Below are 24752 nucleotides of genomic sequence, written 5' to 3' on the forward strand. Positions count from 1 at the left end.
AGGACGAATCAAATAAAATGTTAAAAATGATCCTAAGCGGATGCAGCGGCACAATGGGAAAAGTGATTGATCATTGCACGGCTGAGCGCAATGATATTGAAATTGTCGCAGGGATCGACCTGCACACCGGGTCCGATCATTCGTTTCCGGTTTATCCTTCGCCGGAACAAATCAGCTGCAGCGCCGACGTTCTGGTCGATTTTTCGAATCCGGCACTTTTAAATCCGCTTTTGGAATTTGGCAAAAAGACAAAACTGCCTCTTGTGCTCTGCACAACAGGGTACGATAAAAGTCAGGTCAAAGCTCTGCAAGAAGCCTCCGGGGAAATCCCGATATTTTATTCCCGCAATATGTCCATGGGAATCAACTTATTAATCGAGCTTGCCAAAAAAGCGGAGCGTGTCCTTGGCAGCAGCGGCTTTGATGTGGAAATCGTCGAAGCACATCATAATCAAAAAATCGACGCTCCCAGCGGAACCGCGCTGATGATAGCAGATTCCATTGCCGAGGCCTCCGGTAAACAAATGCACTATCTGTATGACCGCCATTCACAGCGAAAAAAACGTTCCGTTCGGGAAATCGGAATTCATTCCATTCGGGGCGGTACCATTGTTGGGGAGCACCGGGTACTATTTGCGGGTCCGCATGAGGTTCTTACGATCTCTCACTCCGCGCAGTCCAAAGAAATTTTCGCGCACGGTGCGATCAATGCGGCCGTATTCCTTGCGCGTAAAGAAAAAGGACTTTACAGTATGGCTGATCTCATTCAAGAGGAGGACTGAAAATGAATTTGTCGCCTAAAATCACCACCGTCTCCGACATTACTCTGATCACTCTTCAGAAATGCCCGTCGGAACTAAAATTCATTGCAAACATCTTCCAAAGAATTGCGAAACTTGGCGTTGATGTAGACATGATTTCTCTGGCCCCTACGCAGGGAGCTTATACCTCTGTTTCCTTTACAATTTCGGATAACAATCTTGACAAGATATTAAGCTTTACATCAGAGCTTCGCAACCAACGTCAAGTCAGCGCGGTTGCCAGCAGCGGCAACTGCAAAATATCAGTTTACGATGCCGGAATGATCGATTCTCCGGGTGTTGCAGCAGAGGTTTTCGATGTTGCTTCTACTGTTCATGCGGATATTCGTTTGATTACCACTTCTGAAGTTGACATATCGCTTCTGGTTACTGCGGCAGATTTTCAGGAAACCCTGAACGCGCTGACAAAAAGGTTTCACGATTAACAGCATGATAAAGGAATCCCCGGTTGCAGAAAATCTGTAACCGGGGATTCCTTTATTTATGATATTTACCGTGATTGATGATTTGAAACGCACGGTAAATCTGCTCGCAGAGCATTACTCTGGCAAGCTGGTGCGGAAAGGTCATTGCAGACATAGAAAGGCGAATAGAAGCATGTTTTTTGACTCGGTCCGAAAGGCCAAACGAGCTGCCAATGATAAAACTGATTTCGCTGGTACCGTGCAAGCTTAAAGTGCGAATCAAATCCGCCATCCGCTCTGAGGAAACGGATTCCCCTTCGATGCACAAAGCCGCGACGAAGGAATCTCCCGTCAGCTTCAAAACCCGGTCGGCTTCCGTCTCCAAAGCCGCTAGTATCTGTGATTTTCCGGGATTATCCGGCAAACGGCTTTCCGGGAGCTCCGTGATCGTAAACCGGCAAAAGGAGCATAGCCGTTTTTCATACTCCTCGCAGGCTCTTCTCCAGTAGTCTTCTTTTAGTTTTCCAATACAAATCAAATTGCATCTTAACATTAAAAAAGAATTATTTTCCCTTCCGCGTTTTCTTTCGGCGCGATAGAAAGCTCAAAGTCAACCCCCCTGCTTTAATCCTGACATGGTCAGTGAGCACAGAGAGGTTTGATAAGCCAGCTCCGGCGTATTGTTTTCTGAGCTGAGATGCGCCAACACAAACCGGGTTGTTCCACTTGCCGCCAGCCCATTTAATTCTTTAGCGCAATCCGTATTGGACAAGTGCCCTGTTTTTGATAAGATCCTTCTTTTAAGCGGGTATGGGTACGGTCCGTTTTGCAGCATTCCAACATCGTGGTTAGACTCTAAAACCACCATGTCAGCGCCTGTAAGCTCGTGGCGAACCTCATCCGACAAAAAGCCAAGGTCAGTCGACACCGCGACCGTTCTGCCGTCACGAGTATCAATTCTATACCCTATGCCCTCCGCACAGTCGTGAGACGTATGAAACGGCTTTATGTACATACCCGCATATTCCACGCCGTTCCCGTCGATCATTTGCGCTTCATATTTTTCGCTGAGACAGTCAAGAAGCTCCAGTTCGGATAAGGTTCCCGCAGAAGCAAAAACAGGCAGTCGATGGCGCGAGGCAAAAACCCGGAGTCCTTTGATATGATCGGAGTGCTCATGCGTTACAAAAATTGCCTTAACTGCCTCGCACTTGATTCCGCAGTGTTCAAGCATTGCATCCAGTTGTTTTGCGGTTCTGCCCGCATCGATCAGAATCCCTGATTCTTCGGACCCTATGTAATAACTGTTCCCGCTGCTTCCGCTGAAAAGGGTACAAAAACGTGCCAATTTATTTCCTCCATCGTCTTTTCTTGCCATATCCTAAGAAAAAAGGGACGACCTTTGTCCGTCCCTTCTCCCTAAAAATCGTTAAACGACTTTAGCCGATTCGCTGTCGGGAATATGAATCCGACGAATATCCGCACCAAGCAAACGCAACTTGTTTTCCAAATCCTCATAGCCGCGTTCAATATGGCGGATATCTTCAATCTGCGTTACTCCGTGCGCGCAGAGAGCCGCTATGATCATCGCCGCTCCCGCGCGAAGATCCGTAGCTCGTACCGGGGCGGCATTCAGGTGGTCTATCCCTTCTATGACGGCAATTTTTCCGTCAACAGATATCTGGGCTCCCATCCGTTTCAGCTCCTCAACATAGCGGAAACGGTTATCCCACACGCTCTCGTTAATCATGCTCGTCCCGTTTGCAATAGAGAGAAGCACTGCGATCTGAGGGTGCATATCCGTAGGAAAACCGGGATGCGGCATCGTTTTGATATTGCACTTATTCAGTAATCCGTTTCGGGCCACACGAATAGAATCGTCAAATTCTTCGATTTCAACGCCCATTTCTTCCAACTTGGCGGAGATTGATTCAAGATGTTTCGGAATTACATTTTTTACCAGTATATCACCGCGGGTTGCCGCCGCGGCCACCATGTAAGTCCCCGCTTCAATCTGGTCCGGAATAATCGAATAGGTGGTACCGTTTAAATGCTCAACGCCGTAGATTTTAATGACATCCGTACCGGCTCCCCTGACATCGGCCCCCATGGAATTTAAAAAGTTGGCCAGATCGACAATATGCGGCTCTTTGGCAGCATTTTCAATGACCGTCGTACCCTTCGCCCTGACGGCGGCCAGCATAATATTTACCGTTGCGCCAACAGAGACAACATCAAGATAAATGCTGCATCCGGTAAGCTGGTCGGCAGATACGTCCACCATTCCGTTTTCCAGCTTGTATTTCGCGCCAAGGGCTAAAAAGCCCTTCAGGTGCTGATCGATCGGACGGACTCCAAAATCACAGCCGCCCGGCATTGTAACCACCGCATGATGAAAACGCCCCAGCAAAGCCCCCATCAAATAATAGGAACCGCGGATATGCCGTGCAAGTTCGTCAGACACGATATGTGTATGAATGGACCTGGAATCAATTTCAAATGTCGATTTATTGATTGTGCGGATTTTAGCGCCCATATCATATAAAATGCCTGTAATGGATGATACGTCCGTAATATCCGGGACATTTTCAATTCGGCAAACACCGTCTGAAAGAATCGCCGCCGGTATGATTGCAACAGCTGCGTTCTTCGCGCCGCTGATATTGACCTCTCCGGAAAGACGACATTCACCTTTAATAACGAATTTATCCAATGCGGTCGCTCCAATCTCTTAATTGACAATACTATTATAACAAGTTTTTATCAAATATTTAGAGTATTCGTCATTTTACCGCACTTGTAAATATTTGAATAAAACCACGTAAATTTAAACATAAAAAATGGTATAAGCCTACATCCAATTAAAAGGGAATTCAGCCATATTACACCTTATTGATAATAATACAGGAAACTTTAAAAGTCAATATCAACACAAAAATGATTCGCCGTTTGAAGAAACGGCGAATCCCTATCTAATTGTGGACATATAACATAGGATTTACCTTTGTTCCATTTTTTATAACCTCAAAGTGACAATGTGGCCCGGTGGAATTCCCTGTGCTGCCCACTTTTGCGATTGCCTGGCCTTTTGAGACCTTTTGTCCCACCGTAACAAGGATTTTGCTGCAATGTCCGTACAAAGTGCTTATGGTGCCGTTGTGGCGGATGACAACCCGGTTTCCGTAACCTCCGTCCCATCCTGCCGCCGTTACAACGCCGCCGTCCGCGGCGACAATCGTCTTTCCATATGCGCTTGAGCCGGATATGTCAATCCCGGTATGAAAGCTCCCCCAGCGCCAGGTAAAATAAGTTGTAATCGTATGCAAAGACGGCACAGGCCACATCAGACTTCCGCTGCTGACACCGCTTCCCGTTTTCGGTCTCTTTTTGGTACCCGTCAAAACAACTTTATCAACAGGCTGAGACAGTACGGTACTGCTAATGGATTCCCGCTTTGTTTCTACTCCGTTTACGGTGTATACCTTATCGACACGCTGCTGTAATCCATCTGCGCCCTGTGTCAGGACTTTCGTGTAGTCCGTATATTTGGTATCATCATTTTGGGTAATCGTTTTAAATGGAATCGAGACCCGATAAGTTTCGGTCTTAACGAGCTCAACCTTCAGCTTTGGTTCGGCAATTTCAAGATTAATCAGATCGCCCGGATGGATGGAATCGCCAAGTTGATTGTCGTTGATTTTGTTGAGATCGGAAATCGTCATGTTATTTGCTTTGGCAATGGATGTAACGGTATCCCCATCCTTGACGGTGTAAGTCACCCCCGCTTTCGAGGTACTGTTCAGGATTTTTTTCATATCATCCGTTGAAATGATTGAAATCGTTGGGTACAGTCCGTTTTCAATTTCAACATTCTGTGTAAACTGAGCCGTTGCGTTTTGATCATTGCCCTTTGCGGCATCCAGCAGATTCTGAATCAAATATCTTAAGTCCGCACTGCTTTTCACAGCGCCGATCAGTTCGCCGTCAACATATAATCCGCTGGCTTCTTCAATAATGCCGTTGGACTGCTCGATCAACTTGTTACAAACAAAAGAAGCGGTTGCGAAAGCACTGTTCCCTACGGAAAGCTTAAAATTCGGTTTAAAGCTCAGTTGCGATTCACTGTCCACAGTATCATGGACCATTCGCTGGTTCACCATTTCCGTGGCTTGTTCATAAGTGTTTTCGTTCTGTATCACGGCGATTTGTTTCCCGTTGTTCTCAAGGACCAGTCCATAACTTAAATGATTCCAGTATTGAACGGTGAAAAACAGAGCTAAAACAGACACGGTCGGTACGGCAATGTTGAGGATGGAAAAAACAAATTTTTTGTGAAGCCGGAAGCTGATACCGGTAATGTGAAAACATTCTTTTAAAACAGCCAGCGCGCCCTCACGCCGGGCATCCGATAATCGCTTTTTCGCGATCGAAAAGCCTTCTCGAATCGAATGTAGCTCCGTTTTCAACCAAAGAAATCTTCTGCCTAGCAGAAGAAAGTACAAGCGCTTACAGACATTCGTAAACGGTCGAAAGAATATTGATAACTTACGCCGCTGATGCTTTAGAATCCGGATCGATTGTATTCCAACAATATATAAGAAGCGGCAAAAGCAGGTACCTGTATCCTGTAACTTCAGCCGGGCCGCCCCCCAGCCAGGGTCCGGCAGCTTGGCCAGCTTTTGAACCCGCATGCAAACAAATCCTTTCAAGGTTTAAATAATTACAACTTTGTAACTCTCGCTCTTTATCATATAACAAAAGTTACAAGTTTGCAACCCTTTAAAAGGAATTCCTGTTCTTAGAAATTGTAATTCAATTTTTCAACCGTCCAGTTTTCAATAACCGGCAGAAAGGCTTTCACTTCCTGTACCGTACCGGACAGGTCATGCTCCAGGTAATTGCCGCATTCCGAAGCCGCAGCACCCGGAATAGGCCCTTCATATTCCGAAATTTTTTGAAAAGTATCGACAATCAGGCGAATCGCTTCGGACGGTTTCGTATTCCGAAGCAAAAGATAAAAGCCGGTTCTGCATCCCATCGGCCCAAAATAGATCACACGATCTTTCAGCTCCGAGTTCCTTGCAAACGTGGCAAACAAATGCTCTATGGTATGAAGAACCGGATTTGGAAGAAACGGCGGAATATTCGGTCTTCTCATCCTAATATCGTAGGTGACAATATCTCCGTCAACGCGTGAGGTGTAAATACCGGGTAAAAGTTTGTTGTGGTCAACGCAAAAGCTCGCAATGCGTTCCATCATAAGCCTCCTTAACAAAATGGAATATCATGTGTCAGCTCGGTCAGGTCGGCTGTTTCAAACTCATGCAAAAAATACCGACTTTCCTGAACGGACAAATCAAACAGATCAAAAAAGCTTTCTTTTCTTACGGTCGAATCTTTTTCCGGACTTTTCCATTCGGAATGCAGGATATTCGCGTAATCAAATTCATCCTGTTCGCTGATTCCGCGAATCACGCTGGAAACAAGATATTTTTTCGTCAGCTTTTCCAGCGCTTCCGCAACCGGTTTTTTAATCATCCATTTATCGTTGAGAAATCCGCAGATCTTTCTGCAGTCCGCCATCGCATGAAGCAGCTCGTTTTCCTGGTTATGAACCCCATAGAGCCGTTCAAGAACATAAGAGTACAGCCGCATGACCGATTCCTGTGCTTCCTTATTTTCAGGCACTGTGATTCTTAAATCGAAGTCGTTCGCAAGAGTTCCGGTTATGGAGCGCAGGATAATGCCGTCCAATACTGATTCCACGTGATTGTGAAGAAATCCGTCCCCCCTGCCGGGATACTTCTTGCGCAAAATTCTGACATTCCAGTAAACAAACGGATGGGCGGTCCTGTCCAGACTGTAATGACACAAAAATCCGGAAAGATAAGACTCCGACCTTTCATCTCCTCTTGTTTGCTGATAATCGCGCATTACGGATAACAGCCGGGACGGCGCGTCATGGTGCAGCCGGCTGCCCATGGTGCGCAGATTTTCCCGAAACGGCTGAAAAAGCCTGTGGTAATAAAGAAAATCAGGCCCCTGTGCACCCCAAAGAAAAGCGTCCATGGATTTCGGGGTATTGTTTTTCTGAACCCGTAGCGCATGGTAGTAATGTGTAATGGCGGCGGGCAATTCAATCATCGTCCCAACTAGAAAAATTTATTCCTTTGCAAATAGAAAGGAATGCAGCAGTCTGCCGCATTCCTCATTTTAGCACAGGACCAAAGAATTTTAAAGGACCTTTGATAAAAAGTCTTTCAACCGCGGATTTTTCGGCCGCGTAAAAAACTCGTCGGGCCTGGCTTCCTCCAGAATCTGACCATCCGACATAAACAAAACCCGGGTCGCCACTTCTCTCGCAAATCCCATTTCGTGGGTTACGACGACCATGGTCATGCCTTCATCGGCCAGTTCCTTCATCACCTGAAGGACCTCTCCAACCATTTCCGGGTCAAGCGCGCTGGTAGGTTCATCAAACAGCATGACATCCGGCTCCATCGCAAGCGCCCGAACGATTGCGATACGCTGCTTCTGACCGCCGGACAGCTGCCCCGGGTATGCGTCAGCCTTGTCTGCCAACCCAACACGTTCTAAGAGCCGTTCCGCCTGCGTTTCGGCGTCCTTAGGGGCTTTCAGCTTCAAGGTGACGGGAGCGAGGATAATGTTCTGTCTTACCGTCAGGTGAGGAAACAGATTAAAGTGCTGAAAAACCATTCCCATTTTGCGGCGGTGGCGGTCAATGTCACACTTGGGGGTATTAATCTGCTGGCCCTCAAACCAAATTTCGCCTTTCGTCGGCTGTTCAAGAAGATTCAGGCAGCGCAGAAACGTGCTTTTTCCGGAACCGGACGGTCCGACTACAACAACCTTTTCCCCTTTTTCTATCTCCTGATTAATCCCTTTGAGAACCTCAATGTCACCGTCAAGCGTATGGAAGCTTTTGGAAAGATTTTTAACGGTTATCACTTCTGTGCAGCCTCCTTTCCAGTTTGGTTAATACCGCAGTCAAACCGATGACGACAACCAGATAAACAGCAGCCGTCGTCAGCAAAGGAGTAAAAGCAAGATATGTAATACTGCGGATAACATCTCCGCCCTTTGTCAAATCCTGAATCCCGATATAGCCGGCCACGGAGGTTTCTTTCAGCAGGGCGATAAATTCATTGCCGATTGCGGGAAGGACATTTTTCAGAGCCTGCGGAAAAACAATTTTAACCATGGTGGTACGCTGGCTTAATCCCAGAGAACGTCCCGCTTCAATCTGTCCTTTATCAACCGATTGAATTCCGCTGCGGATGACCTCCGCCACATAAGCTCCCGAATTAATCCCAAACGCCAGAATTGCAGCAGTAATATCGTTAACTTTTGTTTGGCTTAAAATAACATAATACATAATCATCAGCTGAACTACCACGGGTGTTCCACGGATCAGCGTAAGGTATAAGCTGCAAACAGTATTGGCAAATCTAAGCTTTTTCGGATTGTTGCCGTGTCCTACCTTTACTAAGGCAACAAGTGTTCCAAGAACCACACCCAATAACACGGCAAAAACCGTAATTAGCAGAGTGTTTTTTAATCCTTCTACAATATAAAGGTATCGATTCTGTTCAACAAAACACTGTTGGAACTGATCGGATAATTGTAAGTACAAATTTATAAAAAACTGCGTAAACCCGCCGCCACTTTCTGAGGTTAAAGGCAATGACAGTAAAATCAATTGCAGATTCATGCACATCCTCCCGCTGGAAACAGCAATATGCAGGGCGCGGGCTTCGCTCCCTGCATCAGATTTATTCTAGCCTCTGTCTGGAATTATGCCAGTATTTAGTCCTTCTTATACTTTTCGACAATTTTGTCAAGTTCACCGCTGGACTTCATGTCTTTCAAAACACTGTTGATCTCATCCAGCAGTGCCTTATTTCCCTTTTTCACACCGATTGCATACTGTTCATTTGTAAGAGCGTCATTCAGCTTTACAATTTTATCAGAATTTTTCTCTACGTATTTTGTGGCGGGAAAATCATCGATGACAACCGCATCAATTCTACCGTTGATCAGATCCAGAATAGCGTCCGATCCCTTATTGTAACGTTTCACTGAACCAACTTTAACGGCGCTTTTTCCATCCTCATTGGTGCAATAGGTATCTCCGGTTGTGCCCTGCTGCACCCCTACCGTCTTTCCATTTAAGTCGGCAGGTGCTTTAACGGAGCTGCCCTTGGAAACAATAATAGCCTGTGACGCGTTATAGTACACATCGGAAAAATCAACATTTTTTAAACGATCCGGTTTAATCGACCAACCAGCCGCTACAAAATCACATTTGTTCGTCTGCAATTCCATTGTTAAGGAATCGAAATCCACATCGTTGATTTTTAATGCTAATCCCAGTTTTTCCGCTACTTTATTCGCAATATCCACATCAATCCCAACAATTTTGCCGTTGTCTCTATACTCGAACGGTTCAAATACCGCATTGGTGGACATGGTCAGCGTACCGTCCGTAATCGTCTTTACAGCTCCGGAAGAAGATGCCGAAGACGCCGTCTTCGCGGAAGAAGACGTTCCCGCAGAAGCGCCTGATGCAGCCTCGCTGGAAGAACTGCTGCTTTGCGAGCAAGCTGCTAAAGAAGCAGACATAGCAATCGCAAGGACAAGCGCCGCAAACCTCTTGGCTTTTTTCATAACGAACAACCCCTTTATTAAATTCGAAAATCATTGTCTGAAAGGATTATACCGCATAATTATTCATAATTCAAGTCATTTTACGAAATATATTGAAAAATTATTCAGCAGAATCGGTATATGCGGAATTTCGCATAAATTTCAGAAGCTTTTCCATGTCATCTGGTAAACTATGAACAAATCTCATTGTTCGCCGGTTAACCGGATGATGGAACCTGATTTCAGTACAGTCGAGGGCCTGTCTGCTTACTTTTGAAAGATTCCCGCCATAGAAATCATCCCCCGCAAGCGGATGGCCGGCGCTGGATAAATGAACTCGAATTTGATGGGTCCTTCCCGTTTTTAATTTTAGAGCCAGCAGGCTGTGGCCGTGCCCGGAAAAAAGGCTGCGCCATCGGGTCAGTGCATATTCTCCGTCCGAACGCACAGCCCGCTGCAGCTTGTGGCCTTCTTTAATCCCTATCGGTTTCTCAATTTCCCCGCTTCCGGTCAAAACGCCTTCGCAAATGGCCAGATATGTCTTTTTTACATTTCCGGCAAGCACAGAAGCCGCATAGGAATGCTTTGCCAATAAAACAAGGCCTGTCGTATCCCGGTCAAGCCGGTAGACCGGCCGAAACGAGTGCTGTTCCCCTCGGCCTGAAAAATAATGCGCAACCGCGTTTGAAAGGCTGTCGCGGTCATGCCCCGGCGACGGATACATCGGCATCCCAGCCGGTTTGTCAACCACAATCAAGTCCAGGTCCTCATAGACAACCAAGATCGGAATATCCGCAGTTTGGGGTATTTTATGATCCTGAGGCAGGCAAAGGCTGATGTGGTCTCCTTCTCCTAAGCATTCGGTTACAATCGCGTGTCTTCCGTTTACGGCAATCCCCATGGGCGTTCTTTTCAATTTTGCCAGCAGTCGAGTCGATATCGCACAATAGCCTTGAAGAAAGCTTTTCAGTTTTACACCCTGATATCCGGATGGTACCGTAAATTCAATGATTCGTATTTTAATCTCCACCATTCACACAATTCTTCCATTCCAATCTCCAAAGCAGGATTCTCCTTTGGCAAAGATCCGCTCAAATTCACTACTTGAAAAGAATGGTATATTTGCAGGAAAAAGAATCATAATAGACTCTGAAAAGGAGGTGAAGAGTCTTGGAAAAACAATCTTCAAGGCAGGACAATCAACAATGCTCCCGAAATACAAAATATGACAGTAATATGAAACAGAACAAAAACAACAAATCCTGCGAAAGTACGGAAAGCCAAGAAAACACCCAGGCTTGCAACAGGAACAATCAAAACAGCAAAGGCTGAAAGACACTTGTACCGGACGATTCTGCTGAATTCGCCCGGTTATTTTTTTTCGGATTTTAATCTTTCAATCAGTTCGCGAAGCGTTTTGTCTTCGGGTCTTACTTCCCGGAAACCCTCGCCCGTAATTTCGCCTGCGTCTCCAACGATCAAAAAAGCGTTTCTGTCAATAGTCCGAACAATATCCTTGATTTTTACGACCTCATAACGTCGTGCGGCGCAAAGAAGGACTTCACCCTTTCTGCCGGTATAAGCGCCTTTGGAATCCAGATACGTCACGCCGCGCTCCACGTCGGTCAGAATTTCCTGCGCGATCCGCTCGCTCTTTTCCGAAATGATAAAAATCACTTTGCCGGTCCCAACATCCGTGCCGTATAAGATTGTGTCGATCATTCTGGATGAAACAAAGATCGCAATCAAAGCATACAGCGCACTTTCAATGCTGCGATAGGCGATCGCTGAGATCACAACAATGACAAAGTCAACGCAAAGCATCAGCTTTCCCATCGAAACAAACCGTACTCTGCGGTTCAGCAGGCGCGCAATCAAATCAGTTCCGCCGGTCGTAGCGCCGCGCATAAAGACAAGGGATAGGCCTGTGCCATCCAACAGGCCCCCAAAAATTGCAGCAAGCATCGGATTGCCGCTATAGGGCGGTATCAAAACGGAAAGGATATCGATCGCGCTGGCAACAAAAACGGTAGCAATCATGGTCTTTCCAACCAGCTTGTAGCCGATTTGCAGAACAGCCCAGATAAAAATCGGAATGTTGAGAAGCAGACTCATCATTCCGATCGGCAGACCGGACAGATAGTTGATCACCGTGCTGAGTCCGGTCACACCGCCGGGCGCAATATGATTCGGGGCGGTAAACATTCTGACGCTGACAGCGCATAAAATACTCGCAGCGGCGTAGTAAAGAAAATCCAGCAGCAGCTCTTTCGCTCCGTTTTTCAGGTGCAGCAGCATAAACTTTTAATCCTCCCCGCAAACAGTTTCAAACAGTTCGCGCAGACGGTCCAGCCTCCCGCTCAGATATAGATATCCGAAAAGGGACTCGAAGGCGGTAGCGGCATGATATTCAGCGGGGTCCGAATTTTTGGGGACATGATTGCTGTGGGCATTTCTGCCTCTCCGCAAAATATCCTGCTCTTCCTGGGTCAGAACAGGCAGAAGCTTTTGTACAAATGCGGCCTGTGCATGTGCGCAGACCTGTTCAACGGCAGCCCGGTGTAATTTTGAAACCGGGCGCTCTGCCTGACAGACCAGTCTTTCACGAACAAACACTTCAAATACCGCGTCGCCGATAAATGCCAGGGACAAAGCCCCCATACGTTTTGGGTCACACGCAACATTGTAAAATCGTTCCAACCGGCGCACTCCTACTCCATATAATCAAATTCAACCCCGTAAATACTGACCGTGTCACCCTCATGAACTCCCTCTTTCCGCAGCGCATCATCCACACCGGTATGAAGCAGCACTCTTTCGAAATAACGAAGAGAATCCACGTCGTCAAAGTTGACAGAGCGCAGGATCGGAATCAGCCATTCGCCTTCCACAACATAAACGCCGTTGTTGTTTTCAACCTTCACTTCGTGCCGGCCGATCTCTTCAACCGGACGCTGCGGCTCAGGCTCCGGATCATAACGCAGCACCGGCGGAAGCTTCTGCAGCAGCTCATCGATCCGCTTCATAAGCGGATCCACCTGATAGCGGATTGCCGCCATCATCGGGAAAAATTCAAATCCCTGGTTCTCGACAAACGCTTTAAAATCCTGTATCTTGGTATCATCCGTCAGGTCGCATTTATTGCCGGCAACCAGCATCGGCCGTTTCGCAAGTTCCGGATTGAACTTTTTCAGTTCGGAATTGATGACCCGAAAATCCTCTTTCGGGTCGCGTCCTTCGCTTCCGGAGACGTCGACAATATGGATCAGCAGCCTGCACCGTTCCACATGCCGCAGAAACTGATGTCCCAATCCGGCTCCCTCGTTCGCCCCTTCAATCAGCCCCGGGATGTCGGCGATGACAAACGAGCGCTCCGGCCCCATGCGAACAACGCCAAGAACCGGCGTAAGAGTGGTAAAATGGTAATCTGCAATTTGAGGCTTCGCCTCGCTGACAACGGAAACCAAAGTTGATTTCCCAACGTTCGGAAATCCGATAAGTCCAACATCCGCAAGCAGTTTCAGCTCCAGCTGAACTTCGAACGCTTCACCCGGTACGCCGGGCTTTGAAAATCGGGGAGTTTGCCTGGTTGCCGTCGCAAAGTGGGAATTTCCCCAGCCGCCCCGGCCGCCCTTTGCAATAACCTGAGGCTCATCCGCCGAAAGGTCGGCAATCAGCCGCCCTGTTTCGGCGTCTTTCACAAGCGTACCCCGCGGAACGCGGATGACCAGATCTTTGCCGCCCCGCCCGCTGCAGCGCTTTCCTGACCCGTTCTGTCCGTTTTCCGCCGCGAACTTTCTGCGGTAACGAAAATCGGACAGCGTTGATTGATTATCGTCCACCTGAAAAACAATGTCTCCTCCCCGGCCGCCGTCTCCGCCGTCCGGACCGCCCGACGCGACATATTTTTCTCTGTGGAACGCGACGGCCCCGTCGCCGCCGTCTCCCGCTTTTATATTAATTTTTGCGTGGTCTATAAACATAAGTGAAGCTCCTTTACTCCCGCTTCTGCCGGATCAACCATAACTTTCCAGTACCAGTATACCATATTTTGCTCCATAATAGCAAAAAAATCCCGGGTTTACCACCCGGGATCTTTTTCTGTACCGTAAGGCGGAATTACTGCTCCTCGGCATAAACGCTGACCTTTTTACGGTCGCGGTCGTAACGCTCGAATTTCACCTTGCCGTCAATCAGGGCAAACAGAGAATCGTCGGAACCAATGCCGACATTGTTGCCCGGATGAATATGGGTACCGCGCTGTTTTACCAGAATATTACCGGCCAGAACAAACTGCCCGTCACTGCGCTTCACGCCGAGGCGTTTAGACTCGGAATCACGGCCGTTCTTGGTGGAACCCATTCCTTTTTTATGAGCAAAAAGCTGAATGTTAATCTGCAGCATGCTTTACACCTCCGTATCGATGATCTGAATATTTTGAGGATACTGCTGACGGAGCGCCGTCAAATGAAGCCGCAGCCCCCTCAGTGGGACTTTGCAGGCTTCGGCATCCTCCGAAGCAATTTTACAGTCCAAGTAACCGTCTTTTACGCACAGCGAAGCGTTCACTCCTACGACATCCGTAATCGTGTTTGCCGTAAGATAAGCCGCGGAAGATACCGCCGCACATACAATATCGTAACCCGCTTCGTCGGCTCCGGAATGGCCGCTGATACAAAAACCGGCGTTCTTCCCGTCGCGAAACGTAAAAAACTCAGCACAAATCATAGGTTTCAGGCGTTGATTTCCGCAATCTGAACCTGAGTGTACGGCTGCCTGTGACCCATTTTGCGCTTTTCATTCTTTTTTGCCTTATAGGTAAAGACCGTTATCTTCTTCCCTTTGCCTTCTTTCAGTACTTTACCCGTTACGGCGGCTCCGTCAAGATACGGTGCTCCAACCTTTGCGCCATCCTCGCCGACAATGGCAAGTACCGGGAACTGAACCGTGGAATCTTTTTCCAGCGCAAGCTTTTCCACAAAAATGACATCGTCCTTCTGGACTTTGTACTGCTTGCCGCCGGTCTCAATCACTGCAAACATGAAATGTAGTTCCTGCCTTTTCTTAGTCTCGCTATTTACGGGCGGGTTTCCCTCTTAAAGCCCGGAATAAGCGGCTTATCTATGATAGCATGCTGCGTCAAATTTGTCAATGAAACCTGCATCAATTTTTCCTGGAGGAAAGTGCAATGGCCAGTTCGCGCAAATAATCTCCCCGTGCGCCGAAGCAGGAAAGCGCTGCCGTCGCCTCATCGGTCAGACTCTGTACAAGGGCGCGGGCCTTCTCCATGCCGAGGATGGAGACATAAGTGCTTTTCCCATTTTCCAGATCGCTCCCGATCGGTTTGCCAAGCGAGTCCTGCTCGCCTTCCACGTCGAGGATATCGTCCTGAATCTGAAACGCAAGACCGATCGACTTGGCGTATTTTTCAGCCGCATGCAGTTTTTCCTCCTCTGCATCAGCAAGAACGCAGCCCATTTTTGCGGCCGCCACGATGAGTGCGCCCGTTTTGCACTCATCCATGTAAATCAGAGTATCGGCCGGTATTTTCTGGTCCTCGCTTTGCAGGTCGATCATCTGCCCGCCCGCCATTCCGTAGGCGCCGGAGGCCCTTGCCAGAATACCGGCCGCCCGCGCAGCACGCTGCGGGCCGACTGAAGCAATGCTGTCTTGCGAGAGCATGGTTTCAAAGGCCATTGTCAAAAGCGCGTCCCCCGCCAGCAAAGCCCGGGCCTCTCCAAACACAACATGATTTGACGGTTTCCCCCGGCGCATGGAGTCGTCGTCCATACAGGGAAGGTCGTCGTGGATCAGCGAATAGGTATGGATCATTTCGAGAGCACAGGCAAACGGAATCGCGGATTCCTGGTCGCCCCCGCAAGCGCCGCAGAATTCCAGAAGCAGAATCGGCCGGATCCGTTTGCCGCCCAACAGAAGGCTGTATCGCATTGCCTGAAACAGCCCGCCCTGCAACAGCTTTTCCTCCGGAACATACTTCTCAAGTCCCGCCTGAATCGCTTCGGCGTAATTCCGCGGTTCAATCCTGCTCATCCGTTTTTCCTTCCTTTTGATCCATCTCCGTGATCTCCCGCACCTTTTGCTCGGCCTCGGTCAGCTTCCGGTAACAGAGCGAGGACAGGGCGGAACCTTCTTCAAAGAGTTTCAGGGATTCTTCCAGAGAGGTTTCCCCCGATTCCATCGTCCCGACGATTTCTTCCAACCTTGCTGCGGCTTCTTCAAAACTCAGCTTCTGTTTCACAGCACTCCAGCCTCCGATCGTTTCTTTTTTCTCATGCAGACATTTTCCACCACACAGTCAATATTGCCGTCGTTCATTTTCATGGAAAGAAATTCGCCCTTCCTTACTTTGGAAGCACTGCCGATCGGGCTCCCGTTCTCATCACAGGCCACCGCGTATCCACGCGACAGCACGGCAAGAGGACTGAGTGCGTTCAATCGCCCGCTTTCAGATGACAAAATAGTATGGCAGCTCTGTATTTTCCGGGACATATGACCGTTCAACGCGGAAGAAAACTGTGTGATTACCTGCTTTCTCTGTTCCAGCCGCTCTGCCGGGTTGCGAAAAACACCGCTGTCGGAAAGCCGGTCGATCCGCCGGCCCGCGTCGGAGAGGACGGACTCAATCGCCTGATTAAGACGCTGTCTCATACCGCGAAGCTCCGCTGCCAGCTCCATTCTGTCGGGGACCGCCAATTCCGCCGCCGCGGAAGGCGTCGGTGCCCGCAGGTCGGCGGCAAAATCACAAATCGTGAAATCCGTTTCGTGCCCGACCGCGGAAATCACCGGAATATGGGAGGCCGCAACCGCACGGGCGACCGATTCCTCATTAAACGGCCACAAATCTTCCAGTGAACCTCCGCCCCGCCCGACGATCAACACATCGGCGCAGTTCAAGCGATTGAACCGTTCAACCGCATCGGCGATCTGGGGCGCGGCCTCCGTCCCCTGAACCGCCACAGGACAAAAAACAATTTCAGCCGCCGGGTATCTTCGGCCCAGCACCGTAAGAATATCATGTACCGCAGCGCCGGAGGGCGAAGTGATGACTCCGATTCTTTCCGGATATTTCGGGATCTGCTTTTTCTTTCCGAATAAACCCTCGGCCTCCAGTTTTCTTTTTAACTGTTCAAACGCAATGCTCAAAGCGCCGACTCCGTCGGGCTGCAGATCTTCAATGTAAAGCTGATATTGACCGGTCGCCTCATAAACGCTTACACGGCCCCGGGCAATTACTTTCATGCCGTCCTCCGGCACAAACCGCAAGCGCTCCGTATAACGCGCAAACATCACCGCTTTTATGACGCTCTTTTCATCCTTTAACGACAGATATAAATGGCCTGAGCGATAATAATTTTTGAAATTTGAAATTTCTCCCGAGACAAAAACCTGCGTCAGATGCGGATCCTGTTCAAAAACGGAACGAATGTACGTATTCAGCTGCGTAACGCTCAAAACCATCGGCGTAATCCGGTTCACTGCAAATAACCTTCTTTCCACGCGGCAAGCACGGCGATCCCGGCGGCATTGTCACAGGAATATTCGGGCTCAGCAAAAAATGCTCCGTACTTTTTTTCCAGTGCGATTCGAAGAATGCCGTCGCTCATGACGCCGCCCGCAAATACAAGAGGAAGTTCCCCGTACTGCTTTAAAAGGACTTCCGCCATTCCGTCCAATGCCGCCAGAATGGAAGCGAGGCAGAACGCGGCAATCTCTTCTTTCGGCGTGCCCCTGTCAAGCATGGCCCTGCAGCGGTTTTCAATCCCGGAGAGCGAACAGTCCGCCCCCTTTAAAGTTGCCCGAACGGCTGAAGGGCGTTTTACTCTGCCGGCGAGCGCCTCCAGTTCCTTTCCTGCAGGAAAAGGGAGTCCAAGCATGGCGCCGACCCGGTCAACTGCCTGTCCGCCTTTCAGGTCCAGCGATCTGGCTACGATTTCAGTCTGAAAAACCTGTTTTTTTTCCGGCGTTGCCAGCACGGCTTCCGTCGTTCCTCCGGAAACGTGAAACGCAAGAAACCGCGTCTTAAGAAGATCGACTTTACCCGCAGAATACAGTGCCGCGGCAATATGCCCCTGCTGATGGGAAAACAAATGTAGCGGCAACCGGCAGACCTGGGAAATTGCTTTCGCAGACCCAAGGCCGGCAAGGAAGCAGGGCATATAGGAACTCTCCATGCTTCTCGGCCGGTCGGACGCTCCAACCGCCTCGATTTCCGAATCAGCAAGAGAAAGCGCGGAGAGCACCTGCGGCAGTTGGACCACATGATGAAAAACGGCGTCGCTCTGGCGGAGGCCCAGTTCTCCTTTCTTCACCGGCAGCGGCATTTTATTCTGGCTGACTACTCCGTCATTCCAGAGAGCCGCGGAGGTCGTATAGTTACTGGTGTCGATTCCCAATACGCTAGGCATGTTCCGCTTCCTGTGTCTTTGCCAGCGAACCCAGGACTCCGTTTACAAACGGTGCGTCTTCGGCGGTTCCATATTTCTTGGCGAGCTCGACCGCCTCGTTGATGGATACACTGATTGGAATATCTTTTTCATATAACATCTCATATACTGCTAGGCGCAGAATGGAGAGGGACACCTTTGAAAGGCGGCTGACTTTCCACCCGCGGGTAAAACTTTCGATTGTTTCATCCAGCGTCGATTCGTTTGTCTGCACGTTCGCCGCGACCGTTTCCGCAAAATCGTCGATAGGAAAGTCACCGGCCTCGTTTGCGGCGGTTACGACGTCGTCTATGTTTTCATGGTTGATGCTCCTTGCAAAAATCAGAGCAAAAGCCTGCTCGCGCGCTTCGCGTCTTTTCATTGATTTCCCCCGTGAGTTTATAGTTTCGAAGAAAAACCCTCCACACTGTGGAGGGTTCAACCCGTTTACCGATCATCCACGGGAATTATTATACCACATTTGCCTGCGAACACAACTATTCGCATTCAACAATCTTGATTTTATCATAGGAAATACCGGCCTGATCGGCAACAATATCCCGGACCACGATCGCGTCGTTCTGCGTATTGGTCTTGGTCTTTACGACGACGCTGCATTCTTCATTCTGCAGGAATACGACGCAGTCGTCAAAACCTTTCGCCTTAATCAGATTTTCGATCTCAGCTTCCTTCACGATGTTCTGGGCAATCGTGTTCGCCTGCGACACAGCCGTTTGCTTTGCCGCGTCTGTTTCTCCGGCGCCGCTTACAACCTTTTGCAGCATTTCAACGGATTCGTCCCGGGCTTTTTCCCGCGTAAGTCTCGCGGATGCGAAATAGTCGTCTCCCGCGACGCTCGCGCTGGTATCGACCGCCGAAGAATTTTCGCCGGAACTTGCGCCGCTTTCGTTTCCGGACGCGTTGACCAGCAGAGTTTCACCCAGCTCCCGTCCGGACGTGACGGCATTCGTCGCGGAAAGCTGCGTATTCCCCGACAGCGCCCAGTTCAGATAGACGGCCGCCCCCAGCGCAACAACCAAAGACGCAAGAACGAGCTGCCGTTTGCCCATTGTCATAATCGAATTCCCCCTGTTTTCTTTATTTTGCTTTTATGACGCATACCCGTACGGAAGAGATATCGAGAGCCGTCGTGACGGCGTCGATGACGCTCTGCTGTACCACCGGGTTTCCGCCGCCGTCGCAGACCACAACGACGCCCTTGACAACCGGCTGGATCTCGGTTACCGCAAGCGCCTGTTCGGAACCGTCGGCGCCTTTCACCAGAATGTAATTGGTCTCGTTGCTTTGATCCGTTTCATTTCTGGTCGTGCCGTCCGACTGGTCCTTCGTCGTCTGGCCGCTGGCCTTTTCTTCTTTTGCGTAAACCGACTGCTTTGTCTGTTCCAGGGTCACCATGACGTTCGCGCTGCCGACCCCCTGAATTTTTGTAATCAGCTCCGTCAGTTCAGTTTCAAGATGTGTCTCGTATTCCTCCGCCGTATAAGTTTTTAATGGCGAGACCGCTGTTTGCTGCGTCTTCCCGCTGTTTGTCAGAAATCCGGAAAGAAAAATGAGCGCGATTCCAACCAGACCGGCGCCAAGAATAATTTTACGGTAATTTTCATTCTCTGCCAAAAGGTCCAACAGACCGGTTCCCCGGGCTTTTCCCTCTTTTTCGTCACCCTTCATTGGAAACGACCTCCGTTTTGATTCCCAGCGTCTTTTCCAGCGCGGACGAAACACCGGCGCGTCCGGATGCTGCTTCCCCGTCAACGGTTACAATTACTTTATTAATTGATATGCTGCCGTTTTCATCCGTATCCATAATCACCTGAACATTTTTACAGTTTATCCCCATTCTCTTTAATTCCGAGTGGACCAATCCGGTAATACTCTGCTGCGCGGCGTCCTCATACTGCCGGTCCACCGTGGACTTCAGCCGTTCATTTTCTTTTGCCGGATGACTTTCCGTTGCCAGACCGGCCCGAATCTGCGGAACAGCCTTGGAGATTGGAGCAGCAAGAGCACAAATGATAAAAGCGCCGATGACAAACTTCGCCATTCGTTCCATGGAACCGTTCGGGACAAGGCTCTGAAGCATGGCGGCGGACAGAGCGGCAAGGCAAATTACCGTCGCCCATTCCCTGACCCCGTTCATTTCACGCCCCCGACAACAAGCATGATGACTGTTGAGATAATCAGGATCATCATGCTGCAAAGCAGGACCGCCAACATTGTTGACACTACGTCCGATGAGGCTTTCAGCAGCGAGGAGATCTCATTCAGGTCAAAAATCTGTCCGATGCCCGCGCACAGATTCAGCGTGAGGATCCAGATCATACATTCCGCGATAATCGGCAGAAAGATAAAGATCCCGGCAAGAAGCCCAAATGCGCTGACACCGGATTTCAGTAATTTGACACAGCCTGTTACGGTCTGCAGGGCCTCGCCAAGCGCATTGCCGACCACCGGGACAAAACTGCTGACGACAAACTTAGCGGCTTTCGAGCCCGTGTTGTCCAGCGACGACGCAACAATGGAATGCATGGTGATCAGGCTGGTGAACAGCGTCATGCACAGCCCCATGATCCATTTGACCATCTTATTGAGTGCAGCGCACAGCCCGCTCAGATTAATGCCGGGAGAAACCGCCGATACAATCGACAGTGCCAAAAATATATTCAGCATCGGAATAAAAAAGGTCGTTGACAGAATGGAAATCGCATTTCCGGCGGCAAGCATCAGGATATGGTACGACCCGGCGGAAACCGGCTGCCCCGCCGCGATCATGATTCCGGTAAGGACCGGAATGCAGGCCAGCAGAAACCCGGAGGCGGCGTTCAGCACATCCGCGGCGTCGTGGATACAGGATACAATCGGAGTAACCACGATCGTGCAGATGCAGAGCGTCCCGACCATTCCGATTACCCCGCCCATCGGCTTTTCGCCGAAGGACAGCTTCATCCCGTTCAAAAGCGCGCAGAGCAGAATCACCGCAAGTACGCCGCATAGAATTTTTAATGGATTTTTAGCCTGTCCTGTAAATACGCTTAAGATTTTCTGAAAGTAATTCTGAGGTGAAATAGAGGTGATGGTATTCCAGTCCGTTCCTTCCACCCCAAGATCGCCCAATAATTTTTTTGTTTCCGGAGACAAGCTGTCCGGTAACTCATCCGCTCCGCTCTGCTTCAGCTGGTCCTCATAAAACTCCTCCGTCAGCTGAGGCAGCCCGGATTCCGTCGCCGCCGCGAACACCGGATGTGAAAATACAATCGCGGCGGCAACCGCAATGATCAGGCAGACTGCTTTTTTCATTCTTCACCCACCGATCAGATTCACCGCTGTCTCCGCTATTTTTTCAAACAGAGGCAGAGACAGAATCACGATAGAAATTTTTCCGGCAAGTTCCATTTTAGAGGCCAGCGCGTTTTCCCCCGCATCCCGGCAGGAGTCTGCCGCAAACTGCGCCAGAAAGCTGATTCCGAGCGTTTTGAGCAAGATCAGGATATAGTCCGTAGTCAATCCCGTTGCGGAAAACAATGTTTGAATCTGATGCATGGCGGGAGCGACGCTTGCAAAAATTTCGAGCAGAATCACAACTCCCGCCGCAATGCTCAGTAAAACGGCGTACTCCTGATGATACCGGCGCAGCATGGCGGCAATTACCGCCGCGCAAACGGCTACTCCCGCAATTCCAACGATATTCATGTTACAAGCTGAATATGGATTTAATCGTCTTAAACAATGTGCTGATCTGCTGGATGATCATCATTAAAACAACGATCAATCCCGCCAGAGTGGTCATCATGGCCTGCTCCTGACGGCCGGAACGCTCCAGCAGCTGATTTAAAACCGCAACAATGATTCCGATTGCAGCGATTTTAAAAATCAAATCCACATCCATTTTTCTTCCTCCGTTTTCAGCACAGCAGCAGCGCCGAGGATAAGCCGGCGAATATGCCGAGCATCAGATATAATTTTGATTTCCTGTTCCGGTCTTCCCGAGCCGATTTCAGATTCGCACCGAACAACCCGGAAAACAGTTCCAGGTGCGAAATCTGGCCATCCGTATCGCTGGCTCCGAAATCCTCTCCGAAAGAGAGCAGCATTTCCCGGTCCCGCGCGGTAAATCCGTCGTATTTTGCAAAGCAAACCACGGCGGATTTCCATGCCGCGGCAAACCCCTTCCCGCCGTCAGATTGTTTCGCACACTCCCGCATAAAACGAAAATCCGTTCCATGCCTTTTTAAGACCTGAACGACAGGAACGGCGGAATAACGGACCTCCGTTTTTGCTGCGGAAAGGAACCGCAGAAACGATTCCAGGCTTTCTACCCTTACGGAAAGCTTACGCGATTCCATAAAGCCCCAGAGAGTTCCCGCCATAATCAGCAGAAGCGCCCCCAACAGCTTCAGCAAGCAAATCACCCGCTTTATAAATTCCTGCAATTTTTCCTGGCCCGTGCTTCGCATCCAAAAGAGCGACAGAAGCAAACGCCCCCGTGCGCAGCAGCTTTTGCGTCTGCACACGCCGCATCAGTTCCTGAACGGACCCGGCATGAATGCTTGCAATCATTGTGGCGCCGGTATTTAGCCCCTGTTCCACCGCAGTTACTTCACTTTCAGATCCGATTTCATCGCAGATGATAATTTCCGGCGATAAGGTTCGCACGGCAAGCAAAATTCCATCGGCTTTGGGATAACCGTCCAGCACATCGCAGCAGCACCCCAGATCATTCTGCGGAACCCCCATATAGGTCCCGGCTATTTCTCCGCGTTCGTCAACGACGGCAACCTTCTTCAGGTTTCCGCGGGAACCGCCGGACAACTGCCTTGCAAGGTCGCGGAGGATTGTTGTTTTTCCGCTGGAGGGAGCTCCCGCAAGCAAAAGTCCTTCCTGTAAGCGATTCCCAAGCTGATCCAGCAGTAAATCGGCGGCGCCCCGGATTTCGCGTGAAATTCTTAAGTTGATGGAAGAGATTTCGCGCACGGAACCGATGACCGCAGACTGTAAAACCGCCGTCCCGCAGATGCCCGCCCTATGTCCCCCGCTCAGAGTGATATAACCGTTTTTAATCTCGTTTTCATGGCTGTAGATGGAATAGCTGCACAGATTTCGAAAGCTCTCTTCCAAATCCCTGCGCTCCGCGACTAACAAGCCCGGAATCACACGGCACGCAAGGCGCCCGCCGGGGCCAAGAAAATAGGTGCCCTCCGCGCAGCAGATGCAAACCGGACGGTTCACGCGCAGCCGAATTTCCTGTGTGTGCTTCTTTACATCGGCTGGCAAATTGAAAAGAGCCGTACTAATTCTTTCACAGATACATTTGGAAGCGGTGTCAAACCGCTCGTCCCTTTCTTCGATCATTACCTTGTCCTCTCCCTTCATCCAATAGATATGGGCAAAAAGGGAAGGTTAGAACAAAAAAATAGGCCTCCGGGCCAAACGCCGGCAAAGGCCGAAAAAATCTCCGGCCCCTGCTGGGAACCGGAGATTTATTTTAGGAGCCAATTATTTCTATTGTGTAGTGAAACGACTTACTTTGTCCCGGCGGAAGAAGAGTCATTCCTCTTTTCTTTTCAAACGAGTCTCCCTCATCCGCGCAGGTAGGCAGCCCGCTCCACGGTTCCAGCGCTACAAAAGGACCGCCGTTCGAACTGGACCAAATCAGAAAATATTTGAAATCGTGAAATTCCATTTGAATCCCGCGGCCGGTCTTCGGGCAAAACAGCTTTACCGCGTCAGAGCGCAGGGAATCGAAAATCAGCGCGTCGTTTTCAAACAAATGATGATTTAACTTCAGAACCGATTCATTTTTTAAGATCGCTCGGCGCCGGCATAAATCGACAAGCCCGGTTTGTGAATCGGGGGACGGGCAGTCCGCAGTCTCCGGATATTCGAATTCCACGATATAATCCTCGAAAAGCTCCCCGGCGGTCAGCGGACAGCGAAAGCCCGGATGTCCGCCGATCTGAAACGGCAAATCGGAATTGCCCGGATTGCAAACGGTGTACCGGGTCGTCAGGCTTTTACCAAGCAGAAAATACTGAATCTCCAATTCAAAATCGTAAGGAAACCGTTCTTTTGTTTCCAAATCGGAGCGCAAAGCAAACGTAATAGAATCCTCGCTTTTGTCCTTCAGCACAAACTCCCTTTTGCGCGCAACGCCATGCCGCTCCATCCGGCAGATCCGACGGGAGGCCGTTACAGCCTGTTTATTTCGAAGACAGCCCACAATCGGAAAAAGAACCGGCGCTTGCCCGCCCCAGTAAGTTTTGTCTCCCTGCCACAAATATTCCAAGTCCGAACAGCGAAGTGAAATCAGTTCCCCACCGAATGTATTAAAATCCGCAGTTATATTTTGATTCGAAATTGTATCTTTCATGACAAATCCCCCGTTTCAAATTAGACGTTCC

At 49.5% G+C, this 24752-nt stretch carries 33 protein-coding genes; 3 read left to right on the forward strand and 30 right to left on the reverse strand.

What is annotated here, in order from left to right:
• Positions 1-17 precede the first annotated feature (17 nt).
• Entirely contained in the window at positions 18-782 is a 765-nt protein-coding gene (gene dapB, locus HCR03_RS02710) for a 4-hydroxy-tetrahydrodipicolinate reductase (protein ID WP_066644209.1), read from the forward strand.
• A 2-nt stretch (positions 783-784) separates the two neighbouring features.
• Positions 785-1246, forward strand: coding sequence for an ACT domain-containing protein (locus tag HCR03_RS02715; protein WP_066644208.1), 462 nt, complete (start codon positions 785-787; stop codon positions 1244-1246).
• 52 nt (positions 1247-1298) lie between these two features.
• Here HCR03_RS02715 and rlmH read toward each other — a convergent pair whose 3' ends face one another.
• The 10 genes from rlmH to HCR03_RS02765 all read right to left on the reverse strand — a co-directional run bounded on the left by rlmH (position 1299) and on the right by HCR03_RS02765 (position 10925).
• The gene (gene rlmH, locus HCR03_RS02720) at positions 1299-1763 is read right to left on the reverse strand and encodes a 23S rRNA (pseudouridine(1915)-N(3))-methyltransferase RlmH (RefSeq protein WP_330601100.1); all 465 of its coding nucleotides are present in this window, start codon (positions 1761-1763) and stop codon (positions 1299-1301) included.
• A gap of 72 nt (positions 1764-1835) precedes the next feature.
• Positions 1836-2573 (reverse strand): MBL fold metallo-hydrolase, encoded by a 738-nt coding sequence (locus HCR03_RS02725; RefSeq protein ID WP_228725073.1) that lies wholly within the window; start codon positions 2571-2573, stop codon positions 1836-1838.
• 81 nt (positions 2574-2654) lie between these two features.
• Positions 2655-3938, reverse strand: a complete 1284-nt coding sequence (locus tag HCR03_RS02730) for a UDP-N-acetylglucosamine 1-carboxyvinyltransferase (protein WP_066644205.1) — start codon at positions 3936-3938, stop codon at positions 2655-2657.
• 259 nt (positions 3939-4197) lie between these two features.
• The gene (locus HCR03_RS02735; protein ID WP_228725074.1) at positions 4198-5691 is read right to left on the reverse strand and encodes a peptidoglycan DD-metalloendopeptidase family protein; all 1494 of its coding nucleotides are present in this window, start codon (positions 5689-5691) and stop codon (positions 4198-4200) included.
• A 332-nt stretch (positions 5692-6023) separates the two neighbouring features.
• Positions 6024-6482 (reverse strand): S-ribosylhomocysteine lyase, encoded by a 459-nt coding sequence (locus tag HCR03_RS02740; RefSeq protein ID WP_066644204.1) that lies wholly within the window; start codon positions 6480-6482, stop codon positions 6024-6026.
• An 11-nt stretch (positions 6483-6493) separates the two neighbouring features.
• Positions 6494-7369, reverse strand: coding sequence for a zinc dependent phospholipase C family protein (locus tag HCR03_RS02745; RefSeq protein ID WP_187036582.1), 876 nt, complete (start codon positions 7367-7369; stop codon positions 6494-6496).
• 90 nt (positions 7370-7459) lie between these two features.
• A complete protein-coding gene (locus tag HCR03_RS02750) occupies positions 7460-8194 on the reverse strand; it encodes an amino acid ABC transporter ATP-binding protein (RefSeq protein WP_187036584.1) in 735 nt (244 codons plus the stop codon).
• Positions 8181-8879 (reverse strand): amino acid ABC transporter permease, encoded by a 699-nt coding sequence (locus HCR03_RS02755; RefSeq protein ID WP_407926852.1) that lies wholly within the window; start codon positions 8877-8879, stop codon positions 8181-8183. Before HCR03_RS02755 ends, HCR03_RS02750 begins: the two co-directional genes overlap by 14 nt.
• A gap of 173 nt (positions 8880-9052) precedes the next feature.
• Entirely contained in the window at positions 9053-9913 is an 861-nt protein-coding gene (locus HCR03_RS02760; RefSeq protein ID WP_187036588.1) for a transporter substrate-binding domain-containing protein, read from the reverse strand.
• 100 nt (positions 9914-10013) lie between these two features.
• Positions 10014-10925, reverse strand: coding sequence for an RluA family pseudouridine synthase (locus tag HCR03_RS02765; protein WP_187036591.1), 912 nt, complete (start codon positions 10923-10925; stop codon positions 10014-10016).
• A 43-nt stretch (positions 10926-10968) separates the two neighbouring features.
• On the opposite strand from HCR03_RS02765, the gene HCR03_RS02770 reads away from it, so the two are divergent.
• The gene (locus HCR03_RS02770) at positions 10969-11121 is read left to right on the forward strand and encodes a hypothetical protein (protein ID WP_156991428.1); all 153 of its coding nucleotides are present in this window, start codon (positions 10969-10971) and stop codon (positions 11119-11121) included.
• A 142-nt stretch (positions 11122-11263) separates the two neighbouring features.
• Here the strand turns inward: HCR03_RS02770 and HCR03_RS02775 are convergent, their stop codons facing one another.
• From HCR03_RS02775 to HCR03_RS02870, 20 genes are all read right to left on the reverse strand, one after another.
• A complete protein-coding gene (locus HCR03_RS02775) occupies positions 11264-12190 on the reverse strand; it encodes a YitT family protein (protein WP_083209999.1) in 927 nt (308 codons plus the stop codon).
• Between the two features lie 6 nt (positions 12191-12196).
• Positions 12197-12592: a Mini-ribonuclease 3 gene (locus tag HCR03_RS02780; RefSeq protein WP_066644199.1), complete on the reverse strand. Its 396-nt coding sequence runs from the start codon at positions 12590-12592 to the stop codon at positions 12197-12199.
• Between the two features lie 11 nt (positions 12593-12603).
• Positions 12604-13875 carry a GTPase ObgE gene (gene obgE, locus HCR03_RS02785; RefSeq protein WP_187036593.1) on the reverse strand — a complete coding sequence of 424 codons (1272 nt, stop codon included), beginning with the start codon at positions 13873-13875 and terminating at the stop codon, positions 12604-12606.
• Positions 13876-14011: 136 nt separating this feature from the next.
• Positions 14012-14296 carry a 50S ribosomal protein L27 gene (rpmA, locus tag HCR03_RS02790; protein WP_066644197.1) on the reverse strand — a complete coding sequence of 95 codons (285 nt, stop codon included), beginning with the start codon at positions 14294-14296 and terminating at the stop codon, positions 14012-14014.
• 3 nt (positions 14297-14299) lie between these two features.
• Positions 14300-14620, reverse strand: coding sequence for a ribosomal-processing cysteine protease Prp (locus tag HCR03_RS02795; protein WP_187036595.1), 321 nt, complete (start codon positions 14618-14620; stop codon positions 14300-14302).
• Between the two features lie 5 nt (positions 14621-14625).
• Positions 14626-14934, reverse strand: coding sequence for a 50S ribosomal protein L21 (gene rplU, locus HCR03_RS02800; protein ID WP_187036597.1), 309 nt, complete (start codon positions 14932-14934; stop codon positions 14626-14628).
• Positions 14935-15055: 121 nt separating this feature from the next.
• Positions 15056-15943: a polyprenyl synthetase family protein gene (locus tag HCR03_RS02805; protein ID WP_187036599.1), complete on the reverse strand. Its 888-nt coding sequence runs from the start codon at positions 15941-15943 to the stop codon at positions 15056-15058.
• Entirely contained in the window at positions 15930-16151 is a 222-nt protein-coding gene (gene xseB / locus HCR03_RS02810) for an exodeoxyribonuclease VII small subunit (RefSeq protein WP_066644193.1), read from the reverse strand. Before xseB ends, HCR03_RS02805 begins: the two co-directional genes overlap by 14 nt.
• Complete coding sequence (xseA, locus tag HCR03_RS02815) at positions 16148-17389, reverse strand: exodeoxyribonuclease VII large subunit (protein WP_276529912.1); 1242 nt, start codon at positions 17387-17389, stop codon at positions 16148-16150. The genes xseB and xseA overlap by 4 nt, the downstream gene beginning before the upstream one ends.
• Complete coding sequence (locus HCR03_RS02820; RefSeq protein WP_156991430.1) at positions 17386-18318, reverse strand: tRNA (adenosine(37)-N6)-threonylcarbamoyltransferase complex transferase subunit TsaD; 933 nt, start codon at positions 18316-18318, stop codon at positions 17386-17388. Before HCR03_RS02820 ends, xseA begins: the two co-directional genes overlap by 4 nt.
• The gene (nusB, locus tag HCR03_RS02825) at positions 18311-18718 is read right to left on the reverse strand and encodes a transcription antitermination factor NusB (protein ID WP_066644191.1); all 408 of its coding nucleotides are present in this window, start codon (positions 18716-18718) and stop codon (positions 18311-18313) included. The genes HCR03_RS02820 and nusB overlap by 8 nt, the downstream gene beginning before the upstream one ends.
• A gap of 115 nt (positions 18719-18833) precedes the next feature.
• Entirely contained in the window at positions 18834-19412 is a 579-nt protein-coding gene (locus HCR03_RS02830) for a SpoIIIAH-like family protein (protein ID WP_066644190.1), read from the reverse strand.
• Between the two features lie 22 nt (positions 19413-19434).
• Entirely contained in the window at positions 19435-20025 is a 591-nt protein-coding gene (locus tag HCR03_RS02835) for a stage III sporulation protein AG (RefSeq protein WP_187036601.1), read from the reverse strand.
• Complete coding sequence (locus HCR03_RS02840) at positions 20015-20494, reverse strand: stage III sporulation protein AF (RefSeq protein WP_066644188.1); 480 nt, start codon at positions 20492-20494, stop codon at positions 20015-20017. The genes HCR03_RS02835 and HCR03_RS02840 overlap by 11 nt, the downstream gene beginning before the upstream one ends.
• Entirely contained in the window at positions 20491-21651 is a 1161-nt protein-coding gene (locus HCR03_RS02845; RefSeq protein ID WP_156991432.1) for a stage III sporulation protein AE, read from the reverse strand. Before HCR03_RS02845 ends, HCR03_RS02840 begins: the two co-directional genes overlap by 4 nt.
• A 3-nt stretch (positions 21652-21654) precedes the next feature.
• Positions 21655-22044 carry a SpoIIIAC/SpoIIIAD family protein gene (locus HCR03_RS02850; RefSeq protein ID WP_066644186.1) on the reverse strand — a complete coding sequence of 130 codons (390 nt, stop codon included), beginning with the start codon at positions 22042-22044 and terminating at the stop codon, positions 21655-21657.
• Between the two features lies 1 nt (position 22045).
• Complete coding sequence (gene spoIIIAC, locus HCR03_RS02855; protein ID WP_066644185.1) at positions 22046-22240, reverse strand: stage III sporulation protein AC; 195 nt, start codon at positions 22238-22240, stop codon at positions 22046-22048.
• Positions 22241-22256: 16 nt separating this feature from the next.
• Positions 22257-22754: a stage III sporulation protein AB gene (locus tag HCR03_RS02860; protein ID WP_187036603.1), complete on the reverse strand. Its 498-nt coding sequence runs from the start codon at positions 22752-22754 to the stop codon at positions 22257-22259.
• Positions 22684-23703 (reverse strand): stage III sporulation protein AA, encoded by a 1020-nt coding sequence (locus tag HCR03_RS02865; RefSeq protein ID WP_187036605.1) that lies wholly within the window; start codon positions 23701-23703, stop codon positions 22684-22686. The genes HCR03_RS02860 and HCR03_RS02865 overlap by 71 nt, the downstream gene beginning before the upstream one ends.
• Before the next feature lie 133 nt (positions 23704-23836).
• Complete coding sequence (locus HCR03_RS02870) at positions 23837-24721, reverse strand: aldose 1-epimerase family protein (protein ID WP_066644182.1); 885 nt, start codon at positions 24719-24721, stop codon at positions 23837-23839.
• Positions 24722-24752 lie beyond the last annotated feature (31 nt).

The organism is Caproicibacter fermentans (genome assembly GCF_014303955.1).
Classification (GTDB): Bacteria; Bacillota; Clostridia; order Oscillospirales; family Acutalibacteraceae; genus Caproicibacter; species Caproicibacter fermentans.

Excerpts from the sequence above, each read along its gene's own strand:
- dapB (WP_066644209.1), top strand. The coding sequence starts at position 18 with ATGTTAAAAATGATCCTAAGCGGATGCAGCGGCACAATGGGAAAAGTG.
- HCR03_RS02715 (WP_066644208.1), top strand. The coding sequence starts at position 785 with ATGAATTTGTCGCCTAAAATCACCACCGTCTCCGACATTACTCTGATC.
- HCR03_RS02740 (WP_066644204.1), bottom strand. The coding sequence starts at position 6,482 with ATGGAACGCATTGCGAGCTTTTGCGTTGACCACAACAAACTTTTACCC.
- HCR03_RS02745 (WP_187036582.1), bottom strand. The coding sequence starts at position 7,369 with ATGATTGAATTGCCCGCCGCCATTACACATTACTACCATGCGCTACGG.
- HCR03_RS02760 (WP_187036588.1), bottom strand. The coding sequence starts at position 9,913 with ATGAAAAAAGCCAAGAGGTTTGCGGCGCTTGTCCTTGCGATTGCTATG.
- HCR03_RS02765 (WP_187036591.1), bottom strand. The coding sequence starts at position 10,925 with ATGGTGGAGATTAAAATACGAATCATTGAATTTACGGTACCATCCGGA.
- HCR03_RS02775 (WP_083209999.1), bottom strand. The coding sequence starts at position 12,190 with ATGCTGCTGCACCTGAAAAACGGAGCGAAAGAGCTGCTGCTGGATTTT.
- obgE (WP_187036593.1), bottom strand. The coding sequence starts at position 13,875 with ATGTTTATAGACCACGCAAAAATTAATATAAAAGCGGGAGACGGCGGC.
- rpmA (WP_066644197.1), bottom strand. The coding sequence starts at position 14,296 with ATGCTGCAGATTAACATTCAGCTTTTTGCTCATAAAAAAGGAATGGGT.
- HCR03_RS02795 (WP_187036595.1), bottom strand. The coding sequence starts at position 14,620 with ATGATTTGTGCTGAGTTTTTTACGTTTCGCGACGGGAAGAACGCCGGT.
- rplU (WP_187036597.1), bottom strand. The coding sequence starts at position 14,934 with ATGTTTGCAGTGATTGAGACCGGCGGCAAGCAGTACAAAGTCCAGAAG.
- HCR03_RS02805 (WP_187036599.1), bottom strand. The coding sequence starts at position 15,943 with ATGAGCAGGATTGAACCGCGGAATTACGCCGAAGCGATTCAGGCGGGA.
- HCR03_RS02820 (WP_156991430.1), bottom strand. The coding sequence starts at position 18,318 with ATGCCTAGCGTATTGGGAATCGACACCAGTAACTATACGACCTCCGCG.
- nusB (WP_066644191.1), bottom strand. The coding sequence starts at position 18,718 with ATGAAAAGACGCGAAGCGCGCGAGCAGGCTTTTGCTCTGATTTTTGCA.
- HCR03_RS02830 (WP_066644190.1), bottom strand. The coding sequence starts at position 19,412 with ATGACAATGGGCAAACGGCAGCTCGTTCTTGCGTCTTTGGTTGTTGCG.
- HCR03_RS02835 (WP_187036601.1), bottom strand. The coding sequence starts at position 20,025 with ATGAAGGGTGACGAAAAAGAGGGAAAAGCCCGGGGAACCGGTCTGTTG.
- HCR03_RS02840 (WP_066644188.1), bottom strand. The coding sequence starts at position 20,494 with ATGAACGGGGTCAGGGAATGGGCGACGGTAATTTGCCTTGCCGCTCTG.
- HCR03_RS02845 (WP_156991432.1), bottom strand. The coding sequence starts at position 21,651 with ATGAAAAAAGCAGTCTGCCTGATCATTGCGGTTGCCGCCGCGATTGTA.
- HCR03_RS02850 (WP_066644186.1), bottom strand. The coding sequence starts at position 22,044 with ATGAATATCGTTGGAATTGCGGGAGTAGCCGTTTGCGCGGCGGTAATT.
- spoIIIAC (WP_066644185.1), bottom strand. The coding sequence starts at position 22,240 with ATGGATGTGGATTTGATTTTTAAAATCGCTGCAATCGGAATCATTGTT.
- HCR03_RS02865 (WP_187036605.1), bottom strand. The coding sequence starts at position 23,703 with ATGATCGAAGAAAGGGACGAGCGGTTTGACACCGCTTCCAAATGTATC.
- HCR03_RS02870 (WP_066644182.1), bottom strand. The coding sequence starts at position 24,721 with ATGAAAGATACAATTTCGAATCAAAATATAACTGCGGATTTTAATACA.